At 40.2% G+C, this 26,255-nt stretch carries 22 protein-coding genes; 9 read left to right on the top strand and 13 right to left on the bottom strand.

What is annotated here, in order from left to right; genetic code table 11:
* Positions 1–20: 20 nt before the first annotated feature.
* Both GNP81_RS18515 and GNP81_RS18520 read left to right on the top strand, forming a co-directional pair.
* The gene (locus GNP81_RS18515; RefSeq protein WP_005417363.1) at positions 21–641 is read left to right on the top strand and encodes a BamJ family beta-barrel-assembly machinery protein; all 621 of its coding nucleotides are present in this window, start codon (positions 21–23) and stop codon (positions 639–641) included.
* Positions 642–764: 123 nt separating this feature from the next.
* On the top strand, positions 765–1,229 hold the full coding sequence (locus GNP81_RS18520) for a DUF2780 domain-containing protein (protein ID WP_005417362.1): 465 nt from the start codon (positions 765–767) through the stop codon (positions 1,227–1,229).
* Between the two features lie 87 nt (positions 1,230–1,316).
* Here GNP81_RS18520 and GNP81_RS18525 read toward each other — a convergent pair whose 3' ends face one another.
* From GNP81_RS18525 to dusA, 6 genes are all read right to left on the bottom strand, one after another.
* A complete protein-coding gene (locus GNP81_RS18525; protein ID WP_146864606.1) occupies positions 1,317–2,078 on the bottom strand; it encodes a phosphoadenylyl-sulfate reductase in 762 nt (253 codons plus the stop codon).
* Entirely contained in the window at positions 2,071–3,801 is a 1,731-nt protein-coding gene (gene cysI, locus GNP81_RS18530; protein ID WP_155674882.1) for an assimilatory sulfite reductase (NADPH) hemoprotein subunit, read from the bottom strand. Before cysI ends, GNP81_RS18525 begins: the two co-directional genes overlap by 8 nt.
* Positions 3,801–5,615, bottom strand: a complete 1,815-nt coding sequence (locus tag GNP81_RS18535) for an assimilatory sulfite reductase (NADPH) flavoprotein subunit (RefSeq protein ID WP_155674884.1) — start codon at positions 5,613–5,615, stop codon at positions 3,801–3,803. The genes cysI and GNP81_RS18535 overlap by 1 nt, the downstream gene beginning before the upstream one ends.
* Before the next feature lie 135 nt (positions 5,616–5,750).
* Positions 5,751–5,981, bottom strand: a complete 231-nt coding sequence (locus GNP81_RS18540) for a hypothetical protein (RefSeq protein ID WP_005417357.1) — start codon at positions 5,979–5,981, stop codon at positions 5,751–5,753.
* A gap of 161 nt (positions 5,982–6,142) precedes the next feature.
* Entirely contained in the window at positions 6,143–6,835 is a 693-nt protein-coding gene (locus GNP81_RS18545) for a TIGR04219 family outer membrane beta-barrel protein (protein ID WP_155659979.1), read from the bottom strand.
* A 118-nt stretch (positions 6,836–6,953) separates the two neighbouring features.
* On the bottom strand, positions 6,954–7,940 hold the full coding sequence (gene dusA, locus GNP81_RS18550; RefSeq protein WP_155674886.1) for a tRNA dihydrouridine(20/20a) synthase DusA: 987 nt from the start codon (positions 7,938–7,940) through the stop codon (positions 6,954–6,956).
* Between the two features lie 179 nt (positions 7,941–8,119).
* Here dusA and zur point away from each other — a divergent pair, with 179 nt between their 5' ends.
* Both zur and GNP81_RS18560 read left to right on the top strand, forming a co-directional pair.
* Complete coding sequence (gene zur / locus GNP81_RS18555; RefSeq protein WP_011261113.1) at positions 8,120–8,569, top strand: zinc uptake transcriptional repressor Zur; 450 nt, start codon at positions 8,120–8,122, stop codon at positions 8,567–8,569.
* A gap of 27 nt (positions 8,570–8,596) precedes the next feature.
* Positions 8,597–9,058 carry a chemotaxis protein CheX gene (locus GNP81_RS18560; RefSeq protein ID WP_005417353.1) on the top strand — a complete coding sequence of 154 codons (462 nt, stop codon included), beginning with the start codon at positions 8,597–8,599 and terminating at the stop codon, positions 9,056–9,058.
* Positions 9,059–9,332: 274 nt separating this feature from the next.
* On the opposite strand, the gene pgi is transcribed toward GNP81_RS18560, so the two are convergent.
* The 4 genes from pgi to GNP81_RS18580 all read right to left on the bottom strand — a co-directional run bounded on the left by pgi (position 9,333) and on the right by GNP81_RS18580 (position 14,910).
* On the bottom strand, positions 9,333–10,985 hold the full coding sequence (pgi, locus tag GNP81_RS18565; RefSeq protein ID WP_155674888.1) for a glucose-6-phosphate isomerase: 1,653 nt from the start codon (positions 10,983–10,985) through the stop codon (positions 9,333–9,335).
* A gap of 215 nt (positions 10,986–11,200) precedes the next feature.
* The gene (locus GNP81_RS18570; RefSeq protein WP_155674890.1) at positions 11,201–12,418 is read right to left on the bottom strand and encodes a BamA/TamA family outer membrane protein; all 1,218 of its coding nucleotides are present in this window, start codon (positions 12,416–12,418) and stop codon (positions 11,201–11,203) included.
* A complete protein-coding gene (alr, locus tag GNP81_RS18575) occupies positions 12,418–13,500 on the bottom strand; it encodes an alanine racemase (RefSeq protein WP_038155094.1) in 1,083 nt (360 codons plus the stop codon). The genes GNP81_RS18570 and alr overlap by 1 nt, the downstream gene beginning before the upstream one ends.
* 12 nt (positions 13,501–13,512) lie before the next feature.
* Positions 13,513–14,910, bottom strand: a complete 1,398-nt coding sequence (locus GNP81_RS18580) for a replicative DNA helicase (RefSeq protein WP_012532865.1) — start codon at positions 14,908–14,910, stop codon at positions 13,513–13,515.
* Positions 14,911–15,163: 253 nt separating this feature from the next.
* On the opposite strand from GNP81_RS18580, the gene GNP81_RS18585 reads away from it, so the two are divergent.
* Positions 15,164–15,850 (top strand): DUF481 domain-containing protein, encoded by a 687-nt coding sequence (locus GNP81_RS18585; protein WP_155652752.1) that lies wholly within the window; start codon positions 15,164–15,166, stop codon positions 15,848–15,850.
* Positions 15,851–15,861: 11 nt separating this feature from the next.
* On the opposite strand, the gene GNP81_RS18590 is transcribed toward GNP81_RS18585, so the two are convergent.
* Genes GNP81_RS18590 through GNP81_RS18600 form a run of 3 tightly spaced genes read right to left on the bottom strand, consistent with a single transcriptional unit; the run spans position 15,862 to position 20,913 of the window.
* A complete protein-coding gene (locus tag GNP81_RS18590; RefSeq protein WP_155674892.1) occupies positions 15,862–18,966 on the bottom strand; it encodes an efflux RND transporter permease subunit in 3,105 nt (1,034 codons plus the stop codon).
* A complete protein-coding gene (locus tag GNP81_RS18595; RefSeq protein WP_155674894.1) occupies positions 18,963–20,282 on the bottom strand; it encodes an efflux RND transporter periplasmic adaptor subunit in 1,320 nt (439 codons plus the stop codon). Before GNP81_RS18595 ends, GNP81_RS18590 begins: the two co-directional genes overlap by 4 nt.
* A complete protein-coding gene (locus GNP81_RS18600) occupies positions 20,269–20,913 on the bottom strand; it encodes a TetR/AcrR family transcriptional regulator (RefSeq protein WP_155674896.1) in 645 nt (214 codons plus the stop codon). Before GNP81_RS18600 ends, GNP81_RS18595 begins: the two co-directional genes overlap by 14 nt.
* A 483-nt stretch (positions 20,914–21,396) precedes the next feature.
* On the opposite strand from GNP81_RS18600, the gene leuA reads away from it, so the two are divergent.
* The 4 genes from leuA to leuD all read left to right on the top strand — a co-directional run bounded on the left by leuA (position 21,397) and on the right by leuD (position 26,163).
* Positions 21,397–22,944 carry a 2-isopropylmalate synthase gene (gene leuA / locus GNP81_RS18605; protein WP_155674898.1) on the top strand — a complete coding sequence of 516 codons (1,548 nt, stop codon included), beginning with the start codon at positions 21,397–21,399 and terminating at the stop codon, positions 22,942–22,944.
* 81 nt (positions 22,945–23,025) lie between these two features.
* Positions 23,026–24,117, top strand: a complete 1,092-nt coding sequence (gene leuB, locus GNP81_RS18610; RefSeq protein ID WP_005417339.1) for a 3-isopropylmalate dehydrogenase — start codon at positions 23,026–23,028, stop codon at positions 24,115–24,117.
* A 15-nt stretch (positions 24,118–24,132) separates the two neighbouring features.
* The gene (leuC, locus tag GNP81_RS18615) at positions 24,133–25,548 is read left to right on the top strand and encodes a 3-isopropylmalate dehydratase large subunit (RefSeq protein WP_155670806.1); all 1,416 of its coding nucleotides are present in this window, start codon (positions 24,133–24,135) and stop codon (positions 25,546–25,548) included.
* A 12-nt stretch (positions 25,549–25,560) separates the two neighbouring features.
* The gene (leuD, locus tag GNP81_RS18620; protein WP_146864645.1) at positions 25,561–26,163 is read left to right on the top strand and encodes a 3-isopropylmalate dehydratase small subunit; all 603 of its coding nucleotides are present in this window, start codon (positions 25,561–25,563) and stop codon (positions 26,161–26,163) included.
* The last annotated feature ends 92 nt before the right edge of the window (positions 26,164–26,255 follow it).

Below are 26,255 nucleotides of genomic sequence, written 5' to 3' on the forward strand. Positions count from 1 at the left end.
TATAAAGAAAGAGAGACTGTATGTCTGAAGTAAAATTAGAAACAGTAGAACAAAGAGCAAGCTACGGCATTGGCCTTCAAATGGGTCAACAACTAGCACAATCTGGTCTTGAAGGCCTAAACGTTGCTGCTATCGCTAAAGGTATCGCTACTTCACTAACTGGCGACATGCCAGAAATCGAAGTTGACGCTATCAACGAAGCTCTTCAAGCACTTCACATGCGCGCTGAAGAAGCTCGTGCAGAAGCATCTAAAGCTGCTGCTGCTGAAGGCGAAGCTTTCCTAGCTGATAACGCACTTCGTCCAGAAGTAACTGTACTTGAGTCTGGTCTTCAATATGAAGTACTAACTGAAGGTACTGGTGAAATTCCAACTTCTGATAAAACAGTACGTGTTCACTACCACGGTATGCTAACTAACGGTGCTGTATTCGATAGCTCTGTAGAACGTGGCCAGCCTGCTGAATTCCCAGTTACTGGCGTTATCGCTGGTTGGGTTGAAGCTCTTCAACTAATGCCTGTAGGTTCTAAGTGGAAACTTTCTATTCCACAAAACCTAGCATACGGTGAGCGTGGCGCTGGTGCTGCAATCCCTCCATATGCTGCTCTAGTATTTGAAGTTGAACTACTAGATATCCTTTAATCTTTCTCAAAAAAGATTAAATATAAAATTAAAAAGCGATGCCTATGGGTATCGCTTTTTTTTGTGTCATACTCTAACTACAATGTTACAAAAACAATATTGATATGTTAAAAGGAAATGACAATGAAAAAAACGCTAATCTTATCAACGCTTGCACTTTCACTCACAGCAGCTGCACCAGCTAATGCTTTTCTTTCTAATCTTTTTGGTGGCAGTGACGATGCCAAAACAGAAGAGACAACCGCTTCTAATCCATTAGTTGGAATGTTAACTGAAAACCTTGATATCTCAGCTGATCAAGCTGCTGGCGGTGCTGGCGCTCTATTAGCGATGGCAGGTAATGGCCTATCGGATTCTGAAAGCTCTGAATTAAATAGTATGATCCCTGGTCTTGAATCTCTAACGGGAGCAATTCCTGGTGGATTAGGCAGCATGATTTCAAATATGGATAGTGTAAAAGCAGCTTTTTCAGCTCTTGGATTAGACCCGGCTTTGATCTCGCAATTTACTCCTGTAATTACTGAGTACTTAAGCTCTCAAAATGCAAGTTCTGGTTTACTAGATTCATTAACTTCTCTTTGGAAATAATGAAGTTATAAACAATCAAGATAAATAAAGGCAGTGTTATCGCTGCCTTTTAATCCAATTAAACTTATTTAATGATAGTTTTATCATTTAAATTCCAGAACCATCAAGTTCACCGTCATCTTCATGTAATCCACACTCCCGCTTCAAGCCAAAAAATCGAGTTTCCTCTTCGCTCATTCCCGGTTCCCATTTCTGAGTTGTGTGTGTATCACCAACAGATAAATACCCTTGGTCCCATAATGGATGGTAAGGTAAGTCGTACTCTTTCAAAAAGTAATGAACTTCTTTATTTGTCCAATCCAAGACCGGGAGGAATTTAAAAACACCATTTTGGATACTTAAAATAGGTAAATTTGCTCGAGAACCCGATTGCTCTCGGCGCAGCCCTGAAAACCAAACTCCAATTTCAAGTTGATCTAAAGCACGACGCATCGGCTGAACTTTATTGAGTTTATTATATTTCTCAATGCCTTCTACACCTTGCTCCCATAATTTACCATAACGAGCCTCTTGCCAATTTGGGCTCTCATCCGCAGTAAATACATGAAGATTTAAATTCAATCGGTCCGTTAATTGATCGATAAATTGATAGGTTTCAGGAAATAGATACCCGGTATCAGTCAAAATAATAGGCGTATCTGATTTTACTTCAGTAACTAATTGCAACATCACCGCAGCTTGAATACCAAAACTGGATGACAACGCAGGGTTACCTTCTAAGTTTTCTAACGCCCAAACAACACGCTCTTGGGCTGTTAGTTTCTCAAGCTCAAGATTAACCTCAGCTAAACGTAATGTTTGCTCAACCTTGGTTAACGATAACAGCTCTGATAATTGCAATTTAGGCATGAAAATCCCTCTTTGATACCTTAACTTCATCTACGATACCGGCACGGATCGTAAAATCACCAAACCCTTCATTTTCATTACGCTCAGTCGCCCAACGACCAACAAGTTGATCAATTTCAGTAAGGATTTGACGGTCAGTGATGTTTTCTTTATACATTTTAGGAACTCGAGTTCCACTGCGATTACCACCAAGATGGAAGTTATAACGCCCCGGCGCTTTACCAACGAGGCCAATTTCAGCCAACATTGCTCGGCCACAACCATTTGGACAACCAGTGACTCGGAAAATAATGTTGTCTTCTTCTGGCAGATTGTGTTTTTTCAATACACCTTCAATTTCAGTCACAAATTCAGGTAAGAAACGTTCGGCTTCCGCCATGGCTAATGGACAAGTAGGAAACGCCACACAAGCCATTGAATTTTTACGCTGTTCTGAATGAGTATCATCAATCAAACCATGCACACGAGCAATTTGCTCTATATGATCTTTTTGCTCAGAAGAGACACCAGCAACAATCAAATTTTGGTTTGCTGTCATTCTAAAATCACCTTGGTGAACCTTAGCAATTTCAGCCACACCTGTTTTTAGTGGTTTTCCCGGATAATCTAATAAACGCCCATTTTCAATAAATAATGCTAAGTGATGCTTACCATCAATCCCTTCAACCCAACCGATTCGATCACCGCGTTCCGTTAACTCATAGGGACGACTTTCTTCAAATTGAACGCCAGCTCGTTTTTCAACTTCCGCTTTAAATACATCAGAACCCACACGATCTAATGTGTATTTGGTTTTTGCATTTTTACGATTTGAACGGTTACCCCAGTCACGCTGAGTAGTCACCACTGCCGCAGCAACATCAAGGGTTTTCTCTAACGGTACAAAACCAAAATCATCCGCTTTACGTGGGTAAGTTGCCGTATCACCATGTGTCATTGCAAGACCACCACCCACAAGCACATTAAAGCCAACCAGTTTTCCATTATCTGCAATGGCAATGAAGTTCAAATCATTCGCATGCACGTCCACATCATTTTGCGGAGGAATAACAACGGTGGTTTTAAATTTACGAGGCAGATAATTACTGCCTAAAATCGGTTCTTCATCCGTGGTTTCTAGCTTTTCACCATCTAACCAAATTTCAGCGTAGGCACGTGTTTTTGGTAATAAATGCTCACTGATTTTTTTCGCCCATTCATACGCTTCTTGATGAAGTTCAGATTCAACAGGGTTAGTCGTACACAACACATTTCGGTTCACATCCCCTGCTGTCGCAATCGAATCTATACCAATACTGTTTAATGTTTGATGCATTAATTTAATATTTGGCTTTAACACACCATGAAACTGGAAGGTTTGACGTGTCGTTAAGCGCAAACTGCCATAAGAGGTATGTTCTTCAGCAAATTTATCAATCGCCAACCACTGTTTTGGTGTAATAATGCCGCCAGGCATACGAGCTCGTAGCATGACATTATGCAAGGGTTCTAATTTTTGTTTCGCACGCTCAGCACGAATATCACGATCATCTTGTTGATACATGCCATGAAAGCGGATCAGCTGAAAATTATCTTTGGTAAATCCACCAGTAATTCGATCTTGCAGATCTTCTACGATCGTGCCACGTAAATGCTTACTTTCACGCTTTAATCGCTCATTATCAGCAAGTGGACCAAGCTCTGTCCCTGATAAAATCGTTTTAACGTCAATTAATTCGCTCATTAGTACACATCCCTTTGATAACGTTTTGCCTTACGCAGCTCATTTACAAATTGCTCTGCTTCTTCTCTCGTTTTCTGTCCATGTTGCTCTACAACGCAAATCAATGCTTCGTGTACGTCTTTCGCCATACGAGTTGCGTCACCACATACATAGATATACGCCCCATCTTGCAGCCACTGCCATACTTGTGCGGCATGCTCTAAGATTCGATGTTGTACATACACTTTTTCTTGTTGGTCACGACTAAAAGCAACATCAAGCTGATTCACAATTCCCGATTTAAGGTATTTCTGCCACTCCACCTGATATAAAAAATCTTGAGTAAACGTTCTATCACCAAAGAATAACCAGTTTTTACCTTCTGCATCACGGTTATCACGCTCTTGCACAAATGAGCGGAATGGAGCAATACCCGTACCTGGGCCTATCATGATCACAGGAACATTATCATCTTGAGGAAGTTTGAAATTATTGTTGTGTTCAATAAATACTTTTACTTCATCGCCTTCTTCTAAACGATGAGATAGGAAACTAGAGGCACCACCAAATCGAGTTTCATCCCCTTGCTGATACTCCACAACCCCCACCGTCAAATGCACTTCGTCATCCACTTCAGACTGACTTGATGCAATAGAATATAGACGAGGAGTTAAGCGACGAAGCAAACCAACCAGTTGATCTGCTGTAAGTTTTTCTTTTTTCTCAGACAATACATCAATAACCTGAGTATTCCCTGAATACTGGCGAAGCTTATCTTTATCTGTTGCTAACTTTTCTAGCTTTTTACTGCCTGACAACTCAGCATATTGAGTCACTAATTGCGGATTTGCTGAGGTGATTTCATATTTTTCAACCAACGCTTTTTGAAGCGATATTGAATCACCATCCACCTCAACCGCTTCATCTCCCGTTAAACCGACTTGCTTCAAAATTGCTGAAGCGAGCTCTGGGCTATTTTCAAACCACACACCAAGAGCATCACCCGGTTGATAAGTTAATCCTGAACCATCTAAATCAATTTCGATATGACGAACATCTTTACCTGAATCTCGCCCTGTGATTTTTTGGCTGGTTAATAACGTAGCGGTATACGGATTTTGTTTTGAGTATTGAGAGGTATGAGCGGCTTGTCCAACAGGAAGCTGAACCACTTGCGCACTTTGTGCTTCAGAAGCTAATGCCTCTTTTACTTTATCAAGTGCTTGCTTTCGCCACTCCGCAGCGGGAGCTTCATAATCTACATCAAGATCAACACGTTCAATAAACGGCGTTGCCCCTTGTTTTGATAAGAAGGCATCAAAGTCTTTACCTGTTTGGCAGAAAAACTCATAGCTTGAATCCCCTAGACCAATAACACCGTAATGTAAATTATCGAGCTTAGGTGCTTTTTTCGATTGTAAAAATTCATGTAACTCAATGGCATTATCAGGTGCCTCACCTTCACCATTGGTTGAAGCGACAATAATGACATGAGTTTCTTTTGCTAAATTTTTACCTTTGTAATCACTGGCATCAAAAAGCTCAACAGCAATACCGGCCGCTGCCGCTTCTTCTTTTAATGCTTCAGCAACGCCTTTGGCATTACCGGTTTGAGAGGCAAAAATAATAGATAACTTACCAGCAGGTTGGCTTGATACCGCTGCGGCAGCTTGATTGATTGGTTGTGTTGCACCTGATGTTTGGCTTATCCCCCAGAAGTAGCCACTGACCCACGCCAATTGCTGTGGCGACAATTCAGAAGCGGCTTGCTGTAACTGACCTATTTGTTGGTCATTAAGTGGACTAGCGAGTGCGGAGAGTTCCTTTAATAACATGACGACATCCCTATTCATTGCGTCATGTTAGATTAGCGAGAATTTTCTATAACAAGAAAGAATAGATAAGTATGTTTTATAACTTTTTGGAAGAAAGAAATGGTTGCTTTGCGTTAATGGGATGACTTTTATCGTTTATTCGTTGATTCTTACCTGACTAAAACCAACAGCCAATGCGCTCTTTGAGGCCGCTTCTAAATCACGATATTTCACCTCTCCTCCTTTTAAATCCGTTAATAAAACCAGACCACCACGGACATGGCGAAACTCAACGATCCAAGAGTCTTCAACAATAACGGGTTCTATTACTGCTTCAACCAATTGATCTTCTTGATACATTAATTTTAATTCACTTAAAGTGGTCATAACGGCATCCTTCTTACGACAACAGCCATAACACAACTTATGGCAGTATCCACTTTATAAGCATGGTCAATAAACGTAATTTGAGCAAATTTAAAATAAAAAAATAGCGACTCAGTCACCTGAATCGCTACCTTAAAAATAATTCGTTAGATTTTTATCGATTAGAAATCAAACGACAAACCACCAAACCAGCCATCAACCATGACGTTTGCTTGGTCACTATCAAAGCCTTCAAAATAACCAAACTCATGATCCATTACACGATAACCAAGTTTGAATTCAACATCGACAGCATCAACAGGAAGAATGTATTTCACACCGGCTTGACCATCCATTGTACGAGTATCACTGCTACTACCAAAATCATACTGACCAAAAATATGGAAGTTTGTATTTGGAATGTGCATCGATGCATCTGCATACATGTTTAGTGCTGTTTCACTAAAGCTTTGGTCTGCTGGACCTCCAGGAATCGAACCTCCCTTATTAAATTCACCGTTTGCAAATTGAGTTAATGTTAAACCTACATCAAATTGCAGGCCATCAGTCTCTAATAATTTGTAGTAACCGGTGTAGTCAATTTGGTCGTATTCAAAACGATCCGCTTTTACTGGCGTATAACGTACTTTTACATTAGGTAAAATTGGGTACGGGTGTTCAAAAGCAATAGAGAAAGCTTGCGATGCATCCACATCATTATCTCTTACCGCTCCCTCTTTAGAGCCAACTTTTCCATCAGGGAACCACGCATCAATAGCAACTTTAGTTGTAAATTCCTTCTCTGCTGAATGTGCAGGTACTGCCATAACTAAGGCAGCAGAAGCAACAACAGTGGCGAGGGATAATTTGTTCATGCGTAGTCTCCATTTGCGACGCTATTTGGTTCATATGAAGTAATAATAAACGATTTGGTTTATTTATATACTCTTCTTTTACGTATCTAACTTAATTTATCGACAGAGTGGCTAAAATCTATACATCTAATTCAGAAGGAATTTTAGCAAGAGCCGTTTCTACCACTTCAATGCCTGCTCCTGGCTTATGCGCATTTTCGCTGATATAACGACGCCATTGTCTCGCACCCGGCATGCTTTGGAATAGACCTAACATATGACGAGTAATATGGCCTAAGTAAGCCCCATTCTCTAGCTGACGTTCAATATATGGGTACATAGACTCAACAATCTCACGACGCTTTTTAATTGGCTTGTCACTACCAAAAAGTTGTTGATCAACTTCCGCTAATAAATACGGGCTTTGGTAAGCTTCACGTCCAATCATCACACCGTCTAAATGCTCTAAATGCTCTTTTGCTTCCGCTAATGTTTTAATACCACCATTAACCGCAATAATTAATTGTGGGAAATCTTTCTTAATTTGATACGCACGTGGATAATCAAGTGGCGGGATCTCGCGGTTTTCTTTCGGGCTCAAACCACTTAACCATGCTTTACGAGCATGAATAGTAAATTGATCACAACCGCCCTTTTCATGAACTGTTGAAACAAACTTAGTTAAAAACTCATAGCTATCTTGGTCATCAATACCAATACGAGTTTTTACCGTTACAGGAATATCAACCACTGCTTTCATTTCAGCGACACATTCAGCAACTAAGTCCGGTTCTGCCATTAAACAAGCACCAAAACGGCCATTTTGTACTCGATCTGATGGGCAACCCACATTTAGGTTTACTTCATCGTAGCCACGTTCTGCTGCTAATTTTGCGCAATGAACTAAATCTTTAACGTTTGAACCACCTAGTTGTAAGGCTACTGGATGCTCTTCTTCGTTATACACAAGAAAATCACCTTTACCATGAATGATCGCACCAGTAGTTACCATCTCAGTATATAAAAGCGCATGCTCAGATAATTGACGATGGAAATAACGACAGTGACGATCTGTCCAATCAAGCATAGGGGCAACAGAAAAACGTTGTAGTGGATAAGAGCTCATAGGTTAATTCTTTCAGTGATCAAGGCCTCAATTCTAACATAATAAGAACACAAACAACCATCCCATAAACTCTATTAGGCAACTCACATAACAAATAATAATTCTCTAAATAGTGGATAAAAAATAACGAGAGTTATGTTAAACTCCTCAACTTGTTCAAAAAATAAGACATATTTTCATTGAATCGTACACAAAAACAAAAGGTTGAGCTGTTATGCCAACAACGTGGAGTAAGGTTAACCCCACAACGATTAACTGTTTTAGAACTGATTGTCACTCATCAGGGAGCGATCAGTGCTTATGACCTATTAGAACAATTAAAACAAATAGAACCCCAAGCAAAGCCACCAACCATTTATCGAGCATTAGATTTTTTGGTCACTCAAGGCTTTGTGCATAAGGTCGAATCAATAAATAGCTATATTTCTTGCTGTGTGATCGGTGAACACGCTCATTTTTCACAACTTTTCATCTGTCGAACTTGCGATGACGTTGTTGAATTCCATGATAATGATATTACTAAGCAGCTAACTAAACATGCTGAACAAATCGGTTTTTCAGTTGAGAACCATATTGTTGAAACTCATGGCACTTGCAAGACTTGTTTAAGTAACAATAAGAAAAATTAAAATAATATTTAAAGGACATCACTCACCATGCGCGCTGAATTTGTAAACCCATTCTTAGCTTCATTTATGAATGTTATTAAAACGATGGCATCAATGGACTTAAAACCTCAAAAGCCTCGTATCAAAAAAGATGAAATTGCCCGTGGTGATGTATCAGGCCTAATAGGAATGGTTGGCCCTCAAAGTAAAGGTTCAATGTCGATTACTTTTGATGAGCAACTTGCTCTACAAGTAATGCAAAACATGTTGGGTGAACGCCCAAACAGCATTAATGAAGAAGTAACTGATATGGTTGGTGAAATCACCAATATGGTTACTGGTGGAGCAAAACGCATTCTTTCTGAAAGTGGTTTTGAATTTAATATGGCAACGCCTATCGTTGTATCAGGTAAAGGCCATACCATTACTCATAAATGTGAAGGTGCGATTATTATCATGCCATTTGCTTCTGAATGGGGTAATGCATTTATTGAGATCTGTTTTGAGTAACAGGGGCTAGAAACTAGAACGCTGCGCTTCTATAAGAGCAAAAGCAAGAGCTAGGATTCAGAAAATGATAAAGGTTGATATTTAGGGATCAGCCTTTTTTATTGCCTGTAATATAGATAAATAATACCAATCCAGGTAAGTAGTTGATCAGATAATTGCGTAGGAAAAATCGATTTTAACAAGCAAGAATGATCAAATATTTATGTGGATTGGTATAAATACAAAAAGAGCCGACCGAAGTCAGCTCTTTATTATAAACGTTATAACTCAACCATTAAGCTTTAAGCGCTTTAAATGCGTTGATTAGACCGTTAGTTGAGCTATCGTGAGACGTTACTGCTTTATCATCAGCAAGCTCAGGAAGAATTTGGTTAGCCAGTTGCTTACCAAGCTCTACACCCCATTGGTCGAAGCTGAAAATATTCCAAATCACACCTTGTACAAAGATTTTGTGTTCGTACATTGCGATAAGGTTACCTAGTGTTTTCGGAGTAACTTGTTTAACAAGAATTGAGTTCGTTGGGCGATTACCTTCAAATACTTTAAATGGTACTAGCTCAGCTACTTCCGCTTCTGTTTTTCCTGCAGCAGCAAATTCAGCTTTCACAGTCTCTTCTGTTTTACCAAACGCTAACGCTTCAGTTTGTGCGAAGAAGTTAGACATCAGTTTTTGATGATGATCGCCTACTTGGTTGTGGCTAATTGCAGGAGCAATAAAATCACAAGGGATAAGTTTTGTACCTTGGTGAATTAATTGATAGAACGCATGTTGACCATTTGTACCTGGTTCACCCCAAATAATTGGACCTGTTTGGTAATCAACAGGATTACCATTACGATCAACACACTTACCATTTGATTCCATGTTGCCTTGTTGGAAGTACGCAGCAAAACGATGTAAGTATTGGTCGTATGGAAGAATAGATTCAGATTCAGCACCGTGGAAGTTGTTATACCATAGGCCGATTAGCGCTAAAATAACAGGTACGTTATTTTCAAGATCAGTTTCAGCGAAGTGTTTATCTACTTCATGAGCACCTTCTAATAACTCAATAAAGTTATCAAAACCAACCGCTAATGCGATAGAAAGACCGATAGCAGACCATAGTGAGTAACGACCACCAACCCAATCCCAGAATTCAAACATGTTGTCTGTATCAATACCAAACTCAGATACAGATTGTGCGTTTGTTGATAGTGCGGCAAAGTGTTTAGCAACGTGCGCTTGATCGCCAGCTTCAGCAAGGAACCAATCACGAGCACTGTGTGCATTCGTCATTGTTTCTTGAGTTGTGAACGTCTTAGAGGCGATTAAGAATAATGTTGTTTCTGGGTTTAGTGGCTTCAATGTTTCAACAATGTGCGTACCATCTACGTTAGAAACAAAGTGCATGTTTAGACGAGTTTTGTATGGTGCTAGCGCTTCAGATACCATGTATGGACCAAGGTCTGAACCACCGATACCGATATTTACGATATCAGTAATTTCTTTGCCTGTGTAACCTTTCCATTCACCTGAAATTAAACGTTCAGTGAAACCTTTCATTTTTTCTAAGACTGCATTCACTGCAGGCATTACGTCTTCACCATCAACCATAATTGGTGTGTTGCTACGGTTACGAAGTGCAGTATGAAGCACTGAACGACCTTCAGTTTTATTGATTTTTTCACCACTGAACATCGCTGTAATTGCTGAAGATAATTCAGTTTGCTCAGCAAGTGCAAACAACTTCTTCATCGTTTCTTCAGTAATTAAGTTTTTAGAGAAATCGACTAAAATATCTTGGCCAAACGTTGCTGAAAACTTATCAAAACGTTGTGCATCAGCAGCAAATAAATCTGATAAATTAAAATCTTGTGCTGTTTCAAAGTGCGCTGTTAAGTCTGCCCAAGCTTGAGTTTCTGTTGGGTTGATGTTTTTTAACATGGTAAAAATATCCTGTGTAATATGCTTGTAAGTTCAAAGTCGTAACTAAGAACTCCCCGTTTTTACGAATCTAAAAAATTGGTGAACTTTATTTATTATGACCAAAACTACGCTCACCCTTTTTGAGTTAGGTCACATTAAAACTTTTATTAGTGAACATTATCCCAATCCAAATGAAAGAACACTAGAGTTCACTTCATTTTTATCATAAATATCTAGAAAGGCTGATTAATCATCACTCTAAATTGACTTTCTTCATTACCCCATGCCATTTCGGTTCTAACCACAATCCCTTCAACTTGAAAGCGAATAGCTCCACCGGCGCTCCACTTCATATCACTATGAAGTGTGGATAAAGAGAATTCATCAGCAACTCGTCCGGCATCAACAAAAGCAACCCATTGCCACCAAGGTACATCATAAAGATTAAAGATAGGCCATTCTTCTAAAGGCTGCCAATCAGGCATTACACGATATTCTGCAGAATAATGCACAGCAGATCGCCCATGAAAGCGTCCACCACCAAAACTTCTTAATCGATATAATCCACCCAATCTTATTCCTGCATATTCAGGAGGTTGATGCTGTTCGTCCCAACTTGGCGTGTCTGCAATATACATATCTAAAGCCAATACTTGCTTATTTATTACATCGCCTAAATTACCTAAATCAAAAAAGGCACTTTGTTGGTATTCCCACGTCCACCACTCTTGCTGTGAACCCGTTTCAGGAGAATAGGTAAAATCCAATTCGGTACGAGAACCATGCGTAGTATTTCGAACACTATTTCGATTATCCCAATCAAAATGAACCTTCATTCCCCAGTTCGATTCTGGCTCATTCCATCCAGCAACATCAGACAATTCACGAGAATAATAAAATGGGCTTAACTCTATACTCGACACACCGCTATCAAGAGGATTAAACCCCTTAATTTTCCGTTCCGGTTGATATGCAGCTCTTGCCCCAATGCTTTCTCCATTACCGATAGGCAAGACATATTGTGCAGTTAAATGATATTGAGCCTCAACGCTGTCCGTAAACACCTCTTGTTCTGGCAAAGAATCATTACTTCCCGCTGCGCCAAGATGATAATCCATGTCTTTAAAGCTAGCATTATAGGCATTGGCACCAACTAACCATGAATGGCTAATTTGAAAATTATTTGCTGATAAATAAGTAAGATACGAACCTTTACTAGAATACAAACCAGCAGCAAACAATGTTGCTTGAGGTTGCCCAACGCCTTTCATTACACCCGCAGCGCCTATGGTAGTCCCTAAGCTCTCTGATGAGTACATAAAAGGGACAGCAGCAGTTTCTGGTAAAGACGTAGGCCAAATATCGCTTTCTGAAAAAGCCAAGTTAGAAATAAGAAAAAGCGCTAAACCAGTAGCGCTTTTAAAAGAAAATGAATTCAAGAAGACTCTCATTAAGTGTATTGCATTTGCACACGTGATGTTAATTTAGTCACTAACTCGTAGGCAATAGTTCCAATATGCTCTGCGACTTCTTCTGAAGGAAGATCTCGTCCCCATAAAATGGCTTCATCCCCCACTTTATCTTGAGCGTCCGGCCCCAAATCAACGGTCAACATATCCATAGATACTCGACCAGCAATAGGTACTTTGCGCCCATTAACTAACACTGGTGTACCATTTGGAGCTGTGCGAGGGTACCCATCACCATAACCAATCGCAATAACACCAATTTTAGTATCACGCTCACTGGTCCACATTCCACCATAGCCAACACTTTCTCCCGCTTTTACATCACGAACTGCGATCAAATGGGAGGTAAGGGTCATCGTAGGCAAATAACCTAACTCTTGTGCGGATTGTTCTGCAAATGGAGAAACGCCATACATAATAATGCCAGGGCGAACCCAATCTAAACGACTATCAGGCCAAGCTAATAACCCTGCAGACGCAGCAAGAGAACGCTCTCCCTGACACCCTTTTGTTAACGACATAAAGGTATCGATTTGCTCTGTTGTCGTTGAACTATCAAGTTCATCAGCACAACCAAAGTGACTCATATAACGCAAAGGTTTAGCGACATTCTTACAAGCATGCAGTCTATCAACATATTCTTGAAATTCTTCAGGGCGAATACCTAAACGGTGCATACCTGAATCTACTTTTAACCAAGCAACGACTGGAAATTCTAAGTCTGTGCTTTCTAATGCTTCTAACTGCTCTTTACAATGAATAGCCGTTTGAATGTTATTAGTCACCAAAATAGGCAAGTCACCTGCAGAGTAGAACCCTTCAAGTAGTAAAATAGGTTTTACAATACCGCCTGCTCGAAGCTGCAGCGCCTCTTCAATACGAGCGACACCAAATGCATCAGCTCCTTGCGCACCTTTAGCGATATTCAGCAATCCATGGCCATACCCATTTGCTTTTACAACAGCCAGTAACTTGCTACTCGGAGCTTGTTGTTTAATCTTTTGCAAATTGTGGGCAAGTGCAGACATATCAATCTGCGCTGTGGCCGCTTTCATATAACTCATGATTCAGCCTTATTATTCATCATCAAACGCAGGGCCTGCGTAATTATCAAAACGAGAAAATTGCCCTTGGAAAGTCAAGCTAACAGAACCGATAGGACCGTTACGTTGCTTACCAATAATAATTTCAGCGATACCTTTACGATTACTCTCAGGGTTATATACCTCATCACGGTAAATAAACATGATTAAATCGGCATCCTGCTCGATCGCACCCGATTCACGCAAATCCGAGTTAATCGGACGTTTATCAGCACGTTGCTCTAGGGAACGGTTAAGTTGCGACAGCGCCACAACAGGAACGTTCAACTCTTTAGCTAACGCTTTTAACGATCGTGATATTTCAGAGATCTCTAACGTACGGTTATCTTGCAAACCAGGTACACGCATTAATTGAAGATAATCGACCATGATCATACTTAGACCACCCGATTCACGCGCAACACGACGAGCACGTGAACGCAATTCTGTCGGTGTTAAGCCTGAGCTATCATCGATATACATATTTTTCTTCTGAGTCAAAATGCCCATAGTAGAAGAAATACGAGCCCAATCTTCGTCATCAAGCTGGCCGGTACGAATTTTAGTTTGGTCTACACGAGAAAGAGAAGCCAACATACGCATCATTAGCTGTTCTGCGGGCATCTCTAAAGAAAAGATAAGGACAGGTTTATCTTGGTCCATTGCTGCGTTTTCACATAAGTTCATCGCAAAGGTAGTTTTACCCATCGATGGACGAGCAGCAACGATAATTAAATCTGACCCTTGTAAACCTGCGGTTTTCTTATTGAGGTCAGTAAAACCAGTTGAAACCCCCGTTACACCATCTTGTGGGCTTTGGTATAAAATTTCGATACGTTCTAGCGTTTTCTCTAGAATTGAGTCGACATTTTGAGGGCCTTCATTTTCGGTAGTACGTTCTTCTGCAATGGCAAATACTTTACTCTCTGCCATATCAAGTAAATCTTCAGAAGTTCGTCCTTGAGGATCATAACCCGCATCTGCGATTTCATTCGCAACACCAATCAGGTTACGTACCATTGCACGCTCACGCACGATATCTGCATACGCGTTAATATTGGCTGCACTTGGTGTGTTTTTAGCTAAATCAGCTAAATAAGCAAAACCACCAACCGAGTCTAAATTTTCATGGCGCTCAAGATGCTCTGATAACGTAATCAAATCCAAAGGCAAACTGTCTTCTAGGATGGCTTTAAGTGATTCAAAAATCAATCTATGTGGGCGACTATAGAAATCACTTGCCACTACTTTTTCGGCAACCGTATCCCAACGTTCATTATCAAGTAGCAAACCACCTAACACTGATTGTTCAGCTTCTAACGAATGCGGTGGTACTTTTAACGCGTCTACTTGTGCGTCTGGTTTGCGATTTTGCTTACGATTATCAGCCATTACTACTCTTTCACCATCCTAAATTTAGCCCTACATTATAACCATTTGGCAAAGGGATGAAATAACTATCCTTCCATCTCCATCACTCCTTTCGCAAAATAAAGATTTTGACTCAAATTTAACTCACGAATGTAATAATATACTTATACTCATCTACGATTTTATCTCTCAGGATTCATGTGTGTTAAAGAAAGGTTTACTTACAGGGCTTATCGCAATCAGTGCATCTGTTCATGCAAGTGAGACTGAAGATATGGACACATCGCCCCCTTCTCCATGGGAAAGCCAAGTGGAATTTGGCTACCAGTCAAACAGTGGAAATAGTGATTCTCAAGCACTCAACAGCCGTTTTGAGGGCAGCTACACATCTGGACAGCATCGTCATACTGGTGAGATAAAATATTACCTATCAGAAAAGGATGGCGAAGCAGATAAAGATCAGCTCAGTATTAATTTACAGAGTGACTACAAGATCAGTCCTGACTACTACCTCTATGCCAACTTTAAAGGGTTAAATACCAAATATAGTGCCTATTTCAATGATTATACGTTTTCAGGTGGTTTGGGTTACCAAGTAAGTAATACTGAAAAATTATTATTAGAAGTGGAATTTGGTCCAGGTTTTCGTTATCAAGACCCGAACCTTGATGAAATTGATGATGATGATTTAATCCTACCAGAGACGGTTCAAGAACCTATTATCCGAACTAATGTTAATATGTCTTGGAACGCGCTTGATAACCTAACATTAGCAGGAGAAGTTACCGTAACAGCAGGTCACAGTAACACTCGTGTGGATTCAGAAGTCAGTGTGACAAACAACATCACAGAAGAAATCGCCCTAAAGATTGCGCAATCTCAACAGTATTTAGATCGCGTACCTCCAGGGCTAAGTAAAACTGATTCCGTATTCTCAATTAACTTACTGTTTTCATTTTAGAACCTGTCGGTTTAATGAAGTTCTTCATGTTTTTTTACTAAACCAAAGTCCGCTAAAATGGCATAAGCCGCTGGTATCATAAACAACACTAATAAGGTTGAAGTAAAAATACCAAATACGATTGAAACCACTAAAGGCTGAATAACTTGAGCTTGTAAACTGATCTCTAGTAATAATGGCAACAGCCCAGCAGCCGTCGTAATTGAGGTTAAAAATACCGCCCTAAAACGCTCACGACTTGCTTTAATTACTGACTCATAAACGGAATCACCATCATCAACATGGTGGCGTATGTACTGCACCAATAAAATCGAATCATTGACCACAATACCAGCTAAAGAAACAAACCCCATAATGCTTGGCATACTCAATGGGTGACCTAATAAAACATGCCCCCATAACACACCGATGAGCGCTAATGGTATAGCAAGCATGACTACAAACGGTTCTAAGTAACTTCTAAATTGGAAGCTAAGAATAACAAATACCCCAAACAACCCAAGCATAAATCCTGTACCTATGGATTGCCCGGTTTCGGCTGAATCTTTCGCTTCACCCTCAAAATCAAAACGCAGTCCTGGGTATTTCTTTGTTAATTCTGGTGCCAGATCTTTTTTAAACTGATTCAGTATTTCTGTTGAGCTGACTTGCGATGCGTGAACATCACCAAAAACGCTCAAGGTTCTTAACCCATTAATTCGCTGTATTCGCACATAATTTCGTTGAAAATCCAGTGTTGCGATAGAGGCTAGAGGTATTTGCTCTCCCGTAGGCAAAATGATTGGAAAATTCTCTAAGGTATGTAAATCACCCGCTTGTTGTTTATTTAAACGTACTTCAATTTCAATGTTCTCAACACCTAATTGAATTTCATCTGCAGTTTGTCCGAAGTAAGCAGCACGTAATTGATTAGCAATCAATTGCCCCGTCACACTATACGCTTCAGCTCCAGGGCGAAGTTTTACTAATACTTCTTCTTTTCCCATTCTCATGTCATCAAGGACACCATAAACGCCAGCAAAGTCATTCAAATAGGCTTGAACTTCTAACGATGCTGACTTCAATGTGTGTAAGTCATCATCCATCATACGAATTTCAATTGCTCGTCCACCCGGCCCCATGGTTGGCTGCTTAAAAACCATCGCTATCGGCTCAGCCAAATCTCCCACTTCCTCACGCCATGCATCAATAAAGTCATCAATTAACGTATTTCTTTTTTCCGCACTTAATAAATCTAAACGTATTGTGGCTAAATGAGGACCAGATTCATTGGCGTCAGCATTAGTATTAAATTGCTCGGTAATATGCTCAACTAATGGTGTGCCACCTTCCTTTTCTTCACTCCACTGTTTATTCAATTTATTCGCTGCATTAACAATCTTATCTACGACTAATTCAGTTTGAGATAATGAAGACCCAGGGGGCAAAATAATACGCGCTTCGGCAATATCACCATCGAGCTCAGGAAAACCAACAAACTTTAATGCGCCGCCAGATATCAAAGAAAAAGAAACCAATAAACTCGCAATAACGGCACCTAAAAACGCATAACGCCATTCCACTACTTTCGTTACCGCATTCACTAAAGTGGTATTTCTAAAGTGCTCAAAACGATCCAATACTTTCTTTTTAAACCCAGTAATAGGTTTATCGTTTTTTGCTCTGTGTAATGAATGACTAAGGTGGTTAGGTAAAATTAAAAACGCTTCAATTAAGCTCAATGACAATACTAAAATCAGAACTTGTGGGATAACCTTTAATACTGCCCCCATTTCTCCCTGTAAAAACATCAAACTACCAAAAATACAGACGGTGGTTAAAAACGAAGACAAGACTCCTGGGAATACTTTTTTAACGCCGTTATACACCGCATCATCAATCTCTTGCCCTCTATCTAGATGAGAGGCGATGGATTCTGCAATCACAATCGCATCATCCATCATGATCCCGATGGCCATTAATAAGGCGACAAGAGACATGATATTAATAGAGAGCCCTAAGCTTGCCATTAAGAACAATCCACCTAAAAAAGCCACGGGCAAACCAGCAGCAACCCAGAAAGAATAGCGGAAAGTAAAAAACAGCCACATAGTTAAGAAAACCAGAATGATCCCCTGCCACCCGTTTTTTACCATCATGGTCAAACGATCCCAAAGCAGTGATGAGAGATCATTGGTCATCTCTAACGTCACGCCATCTGGTGCTACAGATTGCTGATATTCAACAAACGCAGAAACACGATCTTTGATTCGCAGAGCATCGTCAGCTTTATTTTTACTGATCTTAAGTACTGCTGATGGCTTACCATCAAACAGTACTTTCTGTTCATCAAGTTCAAAACGATCCGTGATAGTGGCAATGTCTCCTAAGCGAAGTAATGCGCCATTCTCTGATGCCCCTATTACCGTTTTTGCTAATTCTTCTGGTGTGGTTTTTCTCTCATCAAAACGAATTAAAAAGTTCTTTTCTGGCGTTTCAATATTACCGCTAGGCAATTTAATGTTTTGCTGAGCTAATTGATTAGCAATATCGCTGACATTCAACCCCAACTGACGAATGGCAGTTTCATCCAACTCCACTCGATATTGATGATCAGAAAACCCACTCACCTCAACTAAAGACACATCATAATCAAGCTTTAAACTTTGCTTTAATTTCTCTGCGTAGGCTTTTAATTCTGGCCATGTTGTATCCGCAGTAATCGCCACATCCACCACAGGTTCATTCCAATCAAGCTCTTGAACAATTGGCGATTCAATCTCTGTTGGAAAGTCATTAATTGAGTCAATTTGAGTTTGTACATCCACCAACATTCGTCCGATATCGGCTTTTTCATTAAGCTTAATGACTAATCGAGCTGAGCCTTCTATCGCTTCACATTTGGTTTCTTCAATATTACCTAAACCATCAACGGCGTCTTCCATTCGAATACAAATGCTCTCTTCCACTTCTTGTGGCGAAGCCCCGGGATACACAACGCCAGCTAAAATATAAGGAGGACTAAATTCGGGAAATGTCTCTCGTTTTAATTGAGATAAAGAAACCAAACCAAGCAGCAATAAAGTGAGCATTAATAAGTTAGCTGCGGTTGGATGGCGAGCAAAGAACTTGATCATTGAACAGGCTCCTCATCATTATTTGATTTGGCCAAGCGCAATTGCATGCCATTAATCGCAGGCAGCAGATCATTTAAGATCAAACGATCATTACTCTTAATATCTCCGACAACGACAACTTGGTTATTGCGTCGATAAACAATCTCAATCGGAAGGATAATTAATTTGTTATCTTGCCCTAATAAATAGATCTTATCGCCATGCAACGCACTTTCAGGGATCACCCATTGTTCTGACGCATCACCCTCGATCCTTGCCTTCACAAACATCCCATTCACTAATGGTGGCAATGAGTTAGGTTGCAAAGATCGGTAGTTTTGACCTATTTCTAAAATGACACCAACCGTTGCTTGATTTGGATCGACAGTTTCACTAATACGAGCGACTTTCGCTTCCCATTTAGCATCAAAGCGACCACTGCTTAATTCCACATTTGCCGTTAATGGTAATGAATCAATATTTGGCATACCTTGCTCACTTAGCTGAAAAGCTTTCACACTTTGAGCTAATGTCTGCATGTCATGAATAGAGATTTGCGCTTCCATCTCCATGGTTTTAATTCCATGCGCAATAAACATGGTTTGCTGTAGATTAACCACTTGATCGGCTTCAATATCCACCTCAGAAATTCGCACATCTGTTGGTAATATAATCGAGGTTTTTTCTAAAGAACGTTGCGCTTCTTCTAATTTAGCTTGGTTTACCTTAACCATTGCTGCTGCTACTTTTCTTTCATCAGGCAATAATAAGATTTGATTTTGAATATCTTGAACCACTTTCTGCTGTGCTAAATAAGATTGATTCTGCTGGTCTAAATCCGATTGAGACGTTAATCCTTTCTTTTGCAAATTTATTTTACGGCTTAACTCTTTCTTACTGATAGAAAGTCGGTTTTTTTCTATTTTTAATGTATTTCGAATGTTTTTTTCTTCTAAATCCACTTTTGCTAATTGAGTTTGGCTCGATCCTAAATCTGCTTCTGCTTGAGCTAATTTCAACTCATAATCCAATGGATCTATTCTCAGTACTTCAGTACCGGCTAATAAGATATTTCCTTTATGTAATTCAGGATGGCGATACACCACTTTGCCTGATACTTCCGCAATGGCTTTCCATTCAAACTTCGGTCTAATTTTTCCATAACCAATGGCTTGAGGTGCGATTGATTGAGGCTCTAATACTTGGATATTGACGACTTTTGAACGGTCTTCAAGTGGCTTAGTTTCAGCGTCTGGACGTAATTTCGTGATGGTAATAAGAACAATCACACCAACTGCAACAACAGGAAAAAAGAGGTATTTCTTATTTATTTTCATTATCTGTATCTCTTTTATTTTTTAATAATCCTTCGCCTAATAAACGAATATTATGTTCTAGTAATTCCATCAAAAACGTTTCATTCAACTCAATATTATGAAGCTCTAACATTTTCTTAGGGGCAAGAAATGGAAAAATCATTAAACTCATTAACGAAAGACGAGCTTTAATTGGATCAACTCCATTTTTAAATAACGCCTTACTTTTTTGGGGATCAAATAATTTATTTTGCATTGGCTGCAATATCCCAATAATGATTTGCTGAAGTTTCGCTTGCTGTTCGCTCTCAGCATCCATGATACGAAGGATTAATTTAGGGAAGGCTGGAACTTTAATCATGGCTTTATAATACGCTCGCATAAGCCCAACCAGATCTTGTTCAGTATCATCTTTTAATAATCGTTGAAATTGCTGCGTAACAGGAGCAATAGTCTCCTTAAACATCGCCTCAAAAAGTCCTTCTTTGTTACCAAAGTAATAACGGATCATGGCAATATTTACATTAGCATTAGTGGCTATGAGCCTCGTCGATACTTTGTTATAGGGCATGGAAACAAAAAGCTCTCTCGCATGAAAAATGAGTTTTTCTCGAACTTCTGATTCACCTTTAGGCCTTCCTGACTGCTTCATTACCAATAACACCTTATTTACAGTTGACGACTTTAAAGACAGTTAATCACTTGATTAATTATAGATAACTTCACCCTTTGTTCTAACAAATTAATTCACTCACATTTAATCATTTGATTAATTAAATTCAAAAAGAATCAAAAAGCGAGCAACATGCACAAATAAACACCAAGGCAATCGTTTTTCTTCTTATTTTGTAACATTTAAGCAAAAAAACATTAATAACCACTGAAAATGGGATTTAGGGGTTGACGATACTTACTGAGTGCGATATTAATTTGTTAATTATTTTTATGGATTGTATTTCAAATGAAAACAGTATCTTCTTTTGCTCTAAACCTCCTCCTGATCGTGAACATCTCACGCGGGTAGGTTATGGACCAAAAGAAACCATAAACCAAATTTTAAAACCCGCTAACCATGGCGGGTTTTTTTATGGATATCCGTCATCAAGGCAAATGACAAACACAAGGAAGCAGGCTCATGAGCGATCAAGTCATTATCTTCGACACCACCCTACGTGATGGTGAACAAGCACTATCAGCAAGTCTAACGGTTAAAGAAAAATTGCAGATTGCTTATGCGCTTGAGCGTTTAGGAGTCGATGTCATTGAAGCCGGTTTTCCGGTGTCATCTCCGGGTGATTTTGAATCAGTAAGAACCATTGCCCAGCATATTAAAAACAGTCGAATTTGTGGTCTTTCTCGTGCTGTTGCAAAAGACATTGATGCCGCAGCTGAGGCGCTAAAAGTCGCTGAAGCGTTCCGAATTCACACTTTCATTTCAACCTCTACCGTTCATGTTCAAGATAAATTACGCCGTAGCTACGATGATGTGGTTGAAATGGGCGTAAAAGCAGTAAAACACGCACGTAAATATACGGATGATGTTGAGTTTTCTTGTGAAGATGCAGGCCGTACTCCTATCGATAATCTATGTCGTATGGTTGAAGCCGCTATTGATGCAGGTGCCAATACCATCAACATTCCTGACACTGTTGGCTATACCGTTCCGGGTGAATTTGGTGGCATTGTTCAAACCCTATTTAACCGCGTCCCTAATATAGATAAAGCTATCATTTCAGTGCACTGTCATGACGATTTAGGTATGTCGGTTGCCAACTCCATTGCTGCTGTTCAAGCAGGCGCTCGACAAGTTGAAGGGACGATTAATGGTATTGGTGAACGTGCTGGTAACTGCTCTCTAGAAGAGATCGCCATGATCCTAAAAACACGTTCTGAATATCTAGGTGTACACACCAATCTTAAACACGATGAAATTCACCGCACCAGTAAACTAGTGAGTCAGCTTTGTAATATGCCGATTCAAAGTAATAAGGCTATCGTAGGCGCAAACGCTTTTAGCCATTCATCAGGTATTCACCAAGATGGCATGCTAAAGAATAAAAACACTTACGAAATCATGACACCAGAGTCGATTGGCCTTAAAAACCAAGCACTAAACCTAACCAGTCGTTCAGGTCGTGCTGCGGTAAAAAGTCATATGGATGAAATGGGTTATAAAGAAGACGAATACAACCTAGACACCCTTTATGCTGATTTCGTAAAGCTGGCAGATCGTAAAGGACAAGTATTTGATTACGATTTAGAAGCACTAATGCATTTTGCTAACCTGCGCGATGAAGATGACTTCTATAAGTTGAACTATCTAAGTGTGCAATCAGGCAGCGTCATGGCAACCACAAGTATCAAGTTACTTTGTGGTAACGAGGAGAAATGCGAAGCCGCTGTCGGTAATGGTCCTGTAGACGCACTTTATCAATGTATCTACAAACTAACAGGCTACGATATCGTGCTAGATAAGTTTGATTTAACCGCTAAAGGCGAGGGTGAAGATGGCTTAGGTCAAGCAGATATTATTGCCAATTACAAAGGTCGTAAATATCACGGTACCGGTTTAGCGACCGATATTATCGAAGCATCAGGACAAGCACTACTTCACGTAATCAATAGTATTCACCGTGCTGATCAAATTGCTGAAATTAAACAGAAAAAAGTAGAAACCGTTTAGAACCTAAAAATGATAAATAAGCGGAGATAAACCTTTCTCTGCTTTAATTTGCCAAATTATATTGAAGATTAAAGGATTAACATGACAAACAAAACATACAAAATTGCGGTTCTACCGGGTGATGGCATTGGTCCAGAAGTAATGGAACAGGCACATAAAGTTCTGGATGCAATCGAGAAAAAACACGCAATTTCATTTTCACGTGAACAACATGATGTTGGCGGTATTGCCATTGATAACCACGGTTGTCCACTTCCTGAAAGCACAGTGAAAGGCTGTGAAGAGTCTGATGCGGTATTATTTGGTTCTGTTGGTGGTCCAAAATGGGAACACCTTCCACCTAATGACCAACCAGAGCGTGGTGCTCTACTTCCTCTTCGTAAGCACTTCCAACTGTTCTGTAATCTTCGCCCTGCACAGATCCACAAAGGATTAGAAAACTTCTCTCCTTTACGTGCTGATATTTCTGAACGTGGTTTTGATATCGTCGTTGTTCGTGAACTGACGGGTGGTATCTATTTTGGTCAACCAAAAGGCCGTGAAGGTGAAGGTCCTCAAGAGAAAGCGTACGATACTGAAATTTATCATCGTTATGAAATTGAACGCATTGCAAAAATTGCTTTTGAATCTGCTCGTCTACGTAATAAAAACGTTTACTCTATTGATAAAGCTAACGTTCTACAAAGCTCTATTTTATGGCGTGAAGTAGTAGAAGAAGTGGCTAAAGGCTACCCTGATGTAACTCTAAATCATATGTACATTGATAACGCGACCATGCAGCTAATCAAAGATCCATCTCAGTTTGATGTGATGCTATGTTCAAACATCTTTGGTGACATTATCTCTGATGAGTGCGCGATGATCACAGGCTCAATGGGTATGCTTCCTTCTGCAAGTCTGAATGAGAGCAATTTTGGTCTGTATGAACCTGCAGGTGGTTCCGCTCCTGATATCGCAGGTAAAAACATTGCTAACCCTGTTGCTCAGATCTTATCAGCAGCACTCATGCTACGCTATAGCCTAGGTGAAGAAGAAGCTGCACAAAGTATTGAAGCTGCCGTATCTAAAGCGCTATCAGCAGGAGAGCTAACGGCTGACTTAGCTGGTGATAAACCAGCACTAACTACATCAGCAATGGGCGATAAAATCGCTGAGTACATTTTGAATTCGTAATTCAAGGAAGAAGCAATGTCTAACGCAAAAACACTATACGAAAAAATTTACGATGCCCATGTTGCTGTCGCAGCGGAAGGCGAAAACCCAATTTTATACATCGACCGTCATTTGGTTCACGAAGTAACGTCACCACAAGCATTCGATGGACTGCGTGAAAAAGGACGTAAAGTTCGTCAAGTTGGTAAAACCTTTGCGACGATGGATCACAACGTTTCAACACAAACCAAAGACATTAACGCTTCAGGTGAAATGGCTCGAATCCAAATGGAGACGCTATCAAAAAACTGTGAAGAGTTTGGTGTAACCCTTTACGATCTAAACCATAAATACCAAGGTATTGTGCACGTAATGGGGCCAGAGCTTGGTATTACTTTACCAGGTATGACGATTGTTTGTGGTGACTCACACACCGCGACTCATGGTGCATTTGGTTCATTAGCATTTGGTATCGGTACGTCTGAAGTTGAACACGTACTAGCAACACAAACGCTAAAACAAGCGCGTGCGAAAACCATGAAAATCGAAGTCAAAGGCAAAGTGGCTGAAGGCATCACAGCAAAAGATATCGTACTGGCAATCATTGGTAAAACAACGGCTGCTGGTGGTACGGGCTACGTAGTTGAGTTCTGTGGCGAAGCGATTACTGACCTTACAATGGAAGGTCGTATGACGGTATGTAACATGGCCATTGAGCTAGGCGCTAAAGCAGGTCTAATCGCACCAGACCAAACCACATTTGATTATATTTCAGGTCGTAAGTTCTCACCTCAAGGTGCAGATTTAGACGACGCTATCGCATACTGGTCATCATTGAAAACCGATGATGACGCAGAATTTGATGCGGTTGTTACGCTTGATGCCTCTGAAATTAAGCCGCAAGTAACTTGGGGCACCAACCCAGGCCAAGTAATCGCAGTTGATCAACCTATCCCTGCACCTGAGAGTTTTTCTGACCCAGTAGAAAAAGCGTCAGCTGAAAAAGCATTGGCTTACATGGGGCTTGAAGCGGGTAAATCTCTATCTGATTACAATGTAGATAAAGTATTCGTTGGTTCTTGTACTAACTCACGTATCGAAGACATGCGTGCAGCTGCTGCGGTAGCAAAAGGGAAGAAAGTGGCAGCTCATGTTCAAGCCTTAATCGTTCCCGGCTCTGAACAAGTAAAAGCGCAAGCAGAAAAAGAAGGTCTGGATGTTATCTTTAAAGACGCGGGCTTTGAATGGCGTCTGCCGGGTTGCTCTATGTGTCTTGCAATGAACAATGACCGCCTAGGTCCACATGAACGTTGTGCATCAACATCGAACCGTAACTTTGAAGGTCGCCAAGGCCGTGATGGTCGAACTCACCTAGTAAGCCCTGCGATGGCAGCTGCGGCAGCGATTGCTGGTCACTTTGTTGATATCCGCACCATTACAGAACAAGCATAAAAGGAATTTACTATGTCAGGTTTTAAGCAACATACAGGTCTAGTCGTTCCTTTAGATACGGCGAACATTGATACTGATGCCATCATACCAAAGCAATTTCTACAAAAAGTAAACCGTATTGGTTTTGGTAAACACCTATTTCACGATTGGCGTTTTCTTGATGATGCTGGTGATCAACCCAATCCAGAATTTGTCATGAACGCACCTCGCTATCAAGGTGCAACCGTTCTACTTGCTCGTGAAAACTTTGGTTGTGGTTCTTCTCGTGAACACGCACCTTGGGCACTAGCGGATTACGGCATCCAAGTGATGATCGCACCAAGTTTTGCTGATATTTTTTATGGCAACTCAATCAACAACCAAATGGTACCCGTTCGCCTAACTGAATCTGAAGTTGATGAGATATTTCAATTCGTAGAAAGCAACGAAGGTGCTGAGGTTACTGTGGATTTAGAGTCTATGTTAGTGACTGCTAACAATAAACAGTATTCTTTTGAAATTGATGAGTTTCGCCGTCACTGCCTTCTAAATGGTTTAGATAATATCGGATTAACACTGCAACATGCCGATAAAATCGCAGAATATGAAGCGAAGATCCCGAGCTTTTTAAAATAGGATTCAGGATTCAGGATTCAGGATTCAGGATTCAATGGATATTAGAGGTTGATATGAACGTATCAACCTCTTTTTTGTCTATAGAATAGTGT

The organism is Aliivibrio fischeri (assembly GCF_009727955.1).
In the GTDB taxonomy this organism is placed as follows: Bacteria; Pseudomonadota; Gammaproteobacteria; order Enterobacterales; family Vibrionaceae; genus Aliivibrio; species Aliivibrio fischeri_A.

Bases quoted from the DNA above. Each gene is read 5' to 3' on its own strand.
- cysI (WP_155674882.1), bottom strand. From the start codon at position 3,801: ATGAGCGAATTAATTGACGTTAAAACGATTTTATCAGGGACAGAGCTT.
- GNP81_RS18560 (WP_005417353.1), top strand. From the start codon at position 8,597: ATGCGCGCTGAATTTGTAAACCCATTCTTAGCTTCATTTATGAATGTT.
- GNP81_RS18590 (WP_155674892.1), bottom strand. From the start codon at position 18,966: ATGATCAAGTTCTTTGCTCGCCATCCAACCGCAGCTAACTTATTAATG.
- leuA (WP_155674898.1), top strand. From the start codon at position 21,397: ATGAGCGATCAAGTCATTATCTTCGACACCACCCTACGTGATGGTGAA.
- GNP81_RS18585 (WP_155652752.1), top strand. From the start codon at position 15,164: ATGGACACATCGCCCCCTTCTCCATGGGAAAGCCAAGTGGAATTTGGC.
- alr (WP_038155094.1), bottom strand. From the start codon at position 13,500: ATGAGTTATATGAAAGCGGCCACAGCGCAGATTGATATGTCTGCACTT.
- GNP81_RS18525 (WP_146864606.1), bottom strand. From the start codon at position 2,078: ATGCCTAAATTGCAATTATCAGAGCTGTTATCGTTAACCAAGGTTGAG.
- GNP81_RS18535 (WP_155674884.1), bottom strand. From the start codon at position 5,615: ATGTTATTAAAGGAACTCTCCGCACTCGCTAGTCCACTTAATGACCAA.
- GNP81_RS18540 (WP_005417357.1), bottom strand. From the start codon at position 5,981: ATGACCACTTTAAGTGAATTAAAATTAATGTATCAAGAAGATCAATTG.
- pgi (WP_155674888.1), bottom strand. From the start codon at position 10,985: ATGTTAAAAAACATCAACCCAACAGAAACTCAAGCTTGGGCAGACTTA.
- GNP81_RS18595 (WP_155674894.1), bottom strand. From the start codon at position 20,282: ATGAAAATAAATAAGAAATACCTCTTTTTTCCTGTTGTTGCAGTTGGT.
- GNP81_RS18515 (WP_005417363.1), top strand. From the start codon at position 21: ATGTCTGAAGTAAAATTAGAAACAGTAGAACAAAGAGCAAGCTACGGC.
- GNP81_RS18600 (WP_155674896.1), bottom strand. From the start codon at position 20,913: ATGAAGCAGTCAGGAAGGCCTAAAGGTGAATCAGAAGTTCGAGAAAAA.
- leuB (WP_005417339.1), top strand. From the start codon at position 23,026: ATGACAAACAAAACATACAAAATTGCGGTTCTACCGGGTGATGGCATT.
- leuD (WP_146864645.1), top strand. From the start codon at position 25,561: ATGTCAGGTTTTAAGCAACATACAGGTCTAGTCGTTCCTTTAGATACG.
- GNP81_RS18580 (WP_012532865.1), bottom strand. From the start codon at position 14,910: ATGGCTGATAATCGTAAGCAAAATCGCAAACCAGACGCACAAGTAGAC.
- GNP81_RS18545 (WP_155659979.1), bottom strand. From the start codon at position 6,835: ATGAACAAATTATCCCTCGCCACTGTTGTTGCTTCTGCTGCCTTAGTT.
- GNP81_RS18520 (WP_005417362.1), top strand. From the start codon at position 765: ATGAAAAAAACGCTAATCTTATCAACGCTTGCACTTTCACTCACAGCA.
- dusA (WP_155674886.1), bottom strand. From the start codon at position 7,940: ATGAGCTCTTATCCACTACAACGTTTTTCTGTTGCCCCTATGCTTGAT.
- leuC (WP_155670806.1), top strand. From the start codon at position 24,133: ATGTCTAACGCAAAAACACTATACGAAAAAATTTACGATGCCCATGTT.
- GNP81_RS18570 (WP_155674890.1), bottom strand. From the start codon at position 12,418: ATGAGAGTCTTCTTGAATTCATTTTCTTTTAAAAGCGCTACTGGTTTA.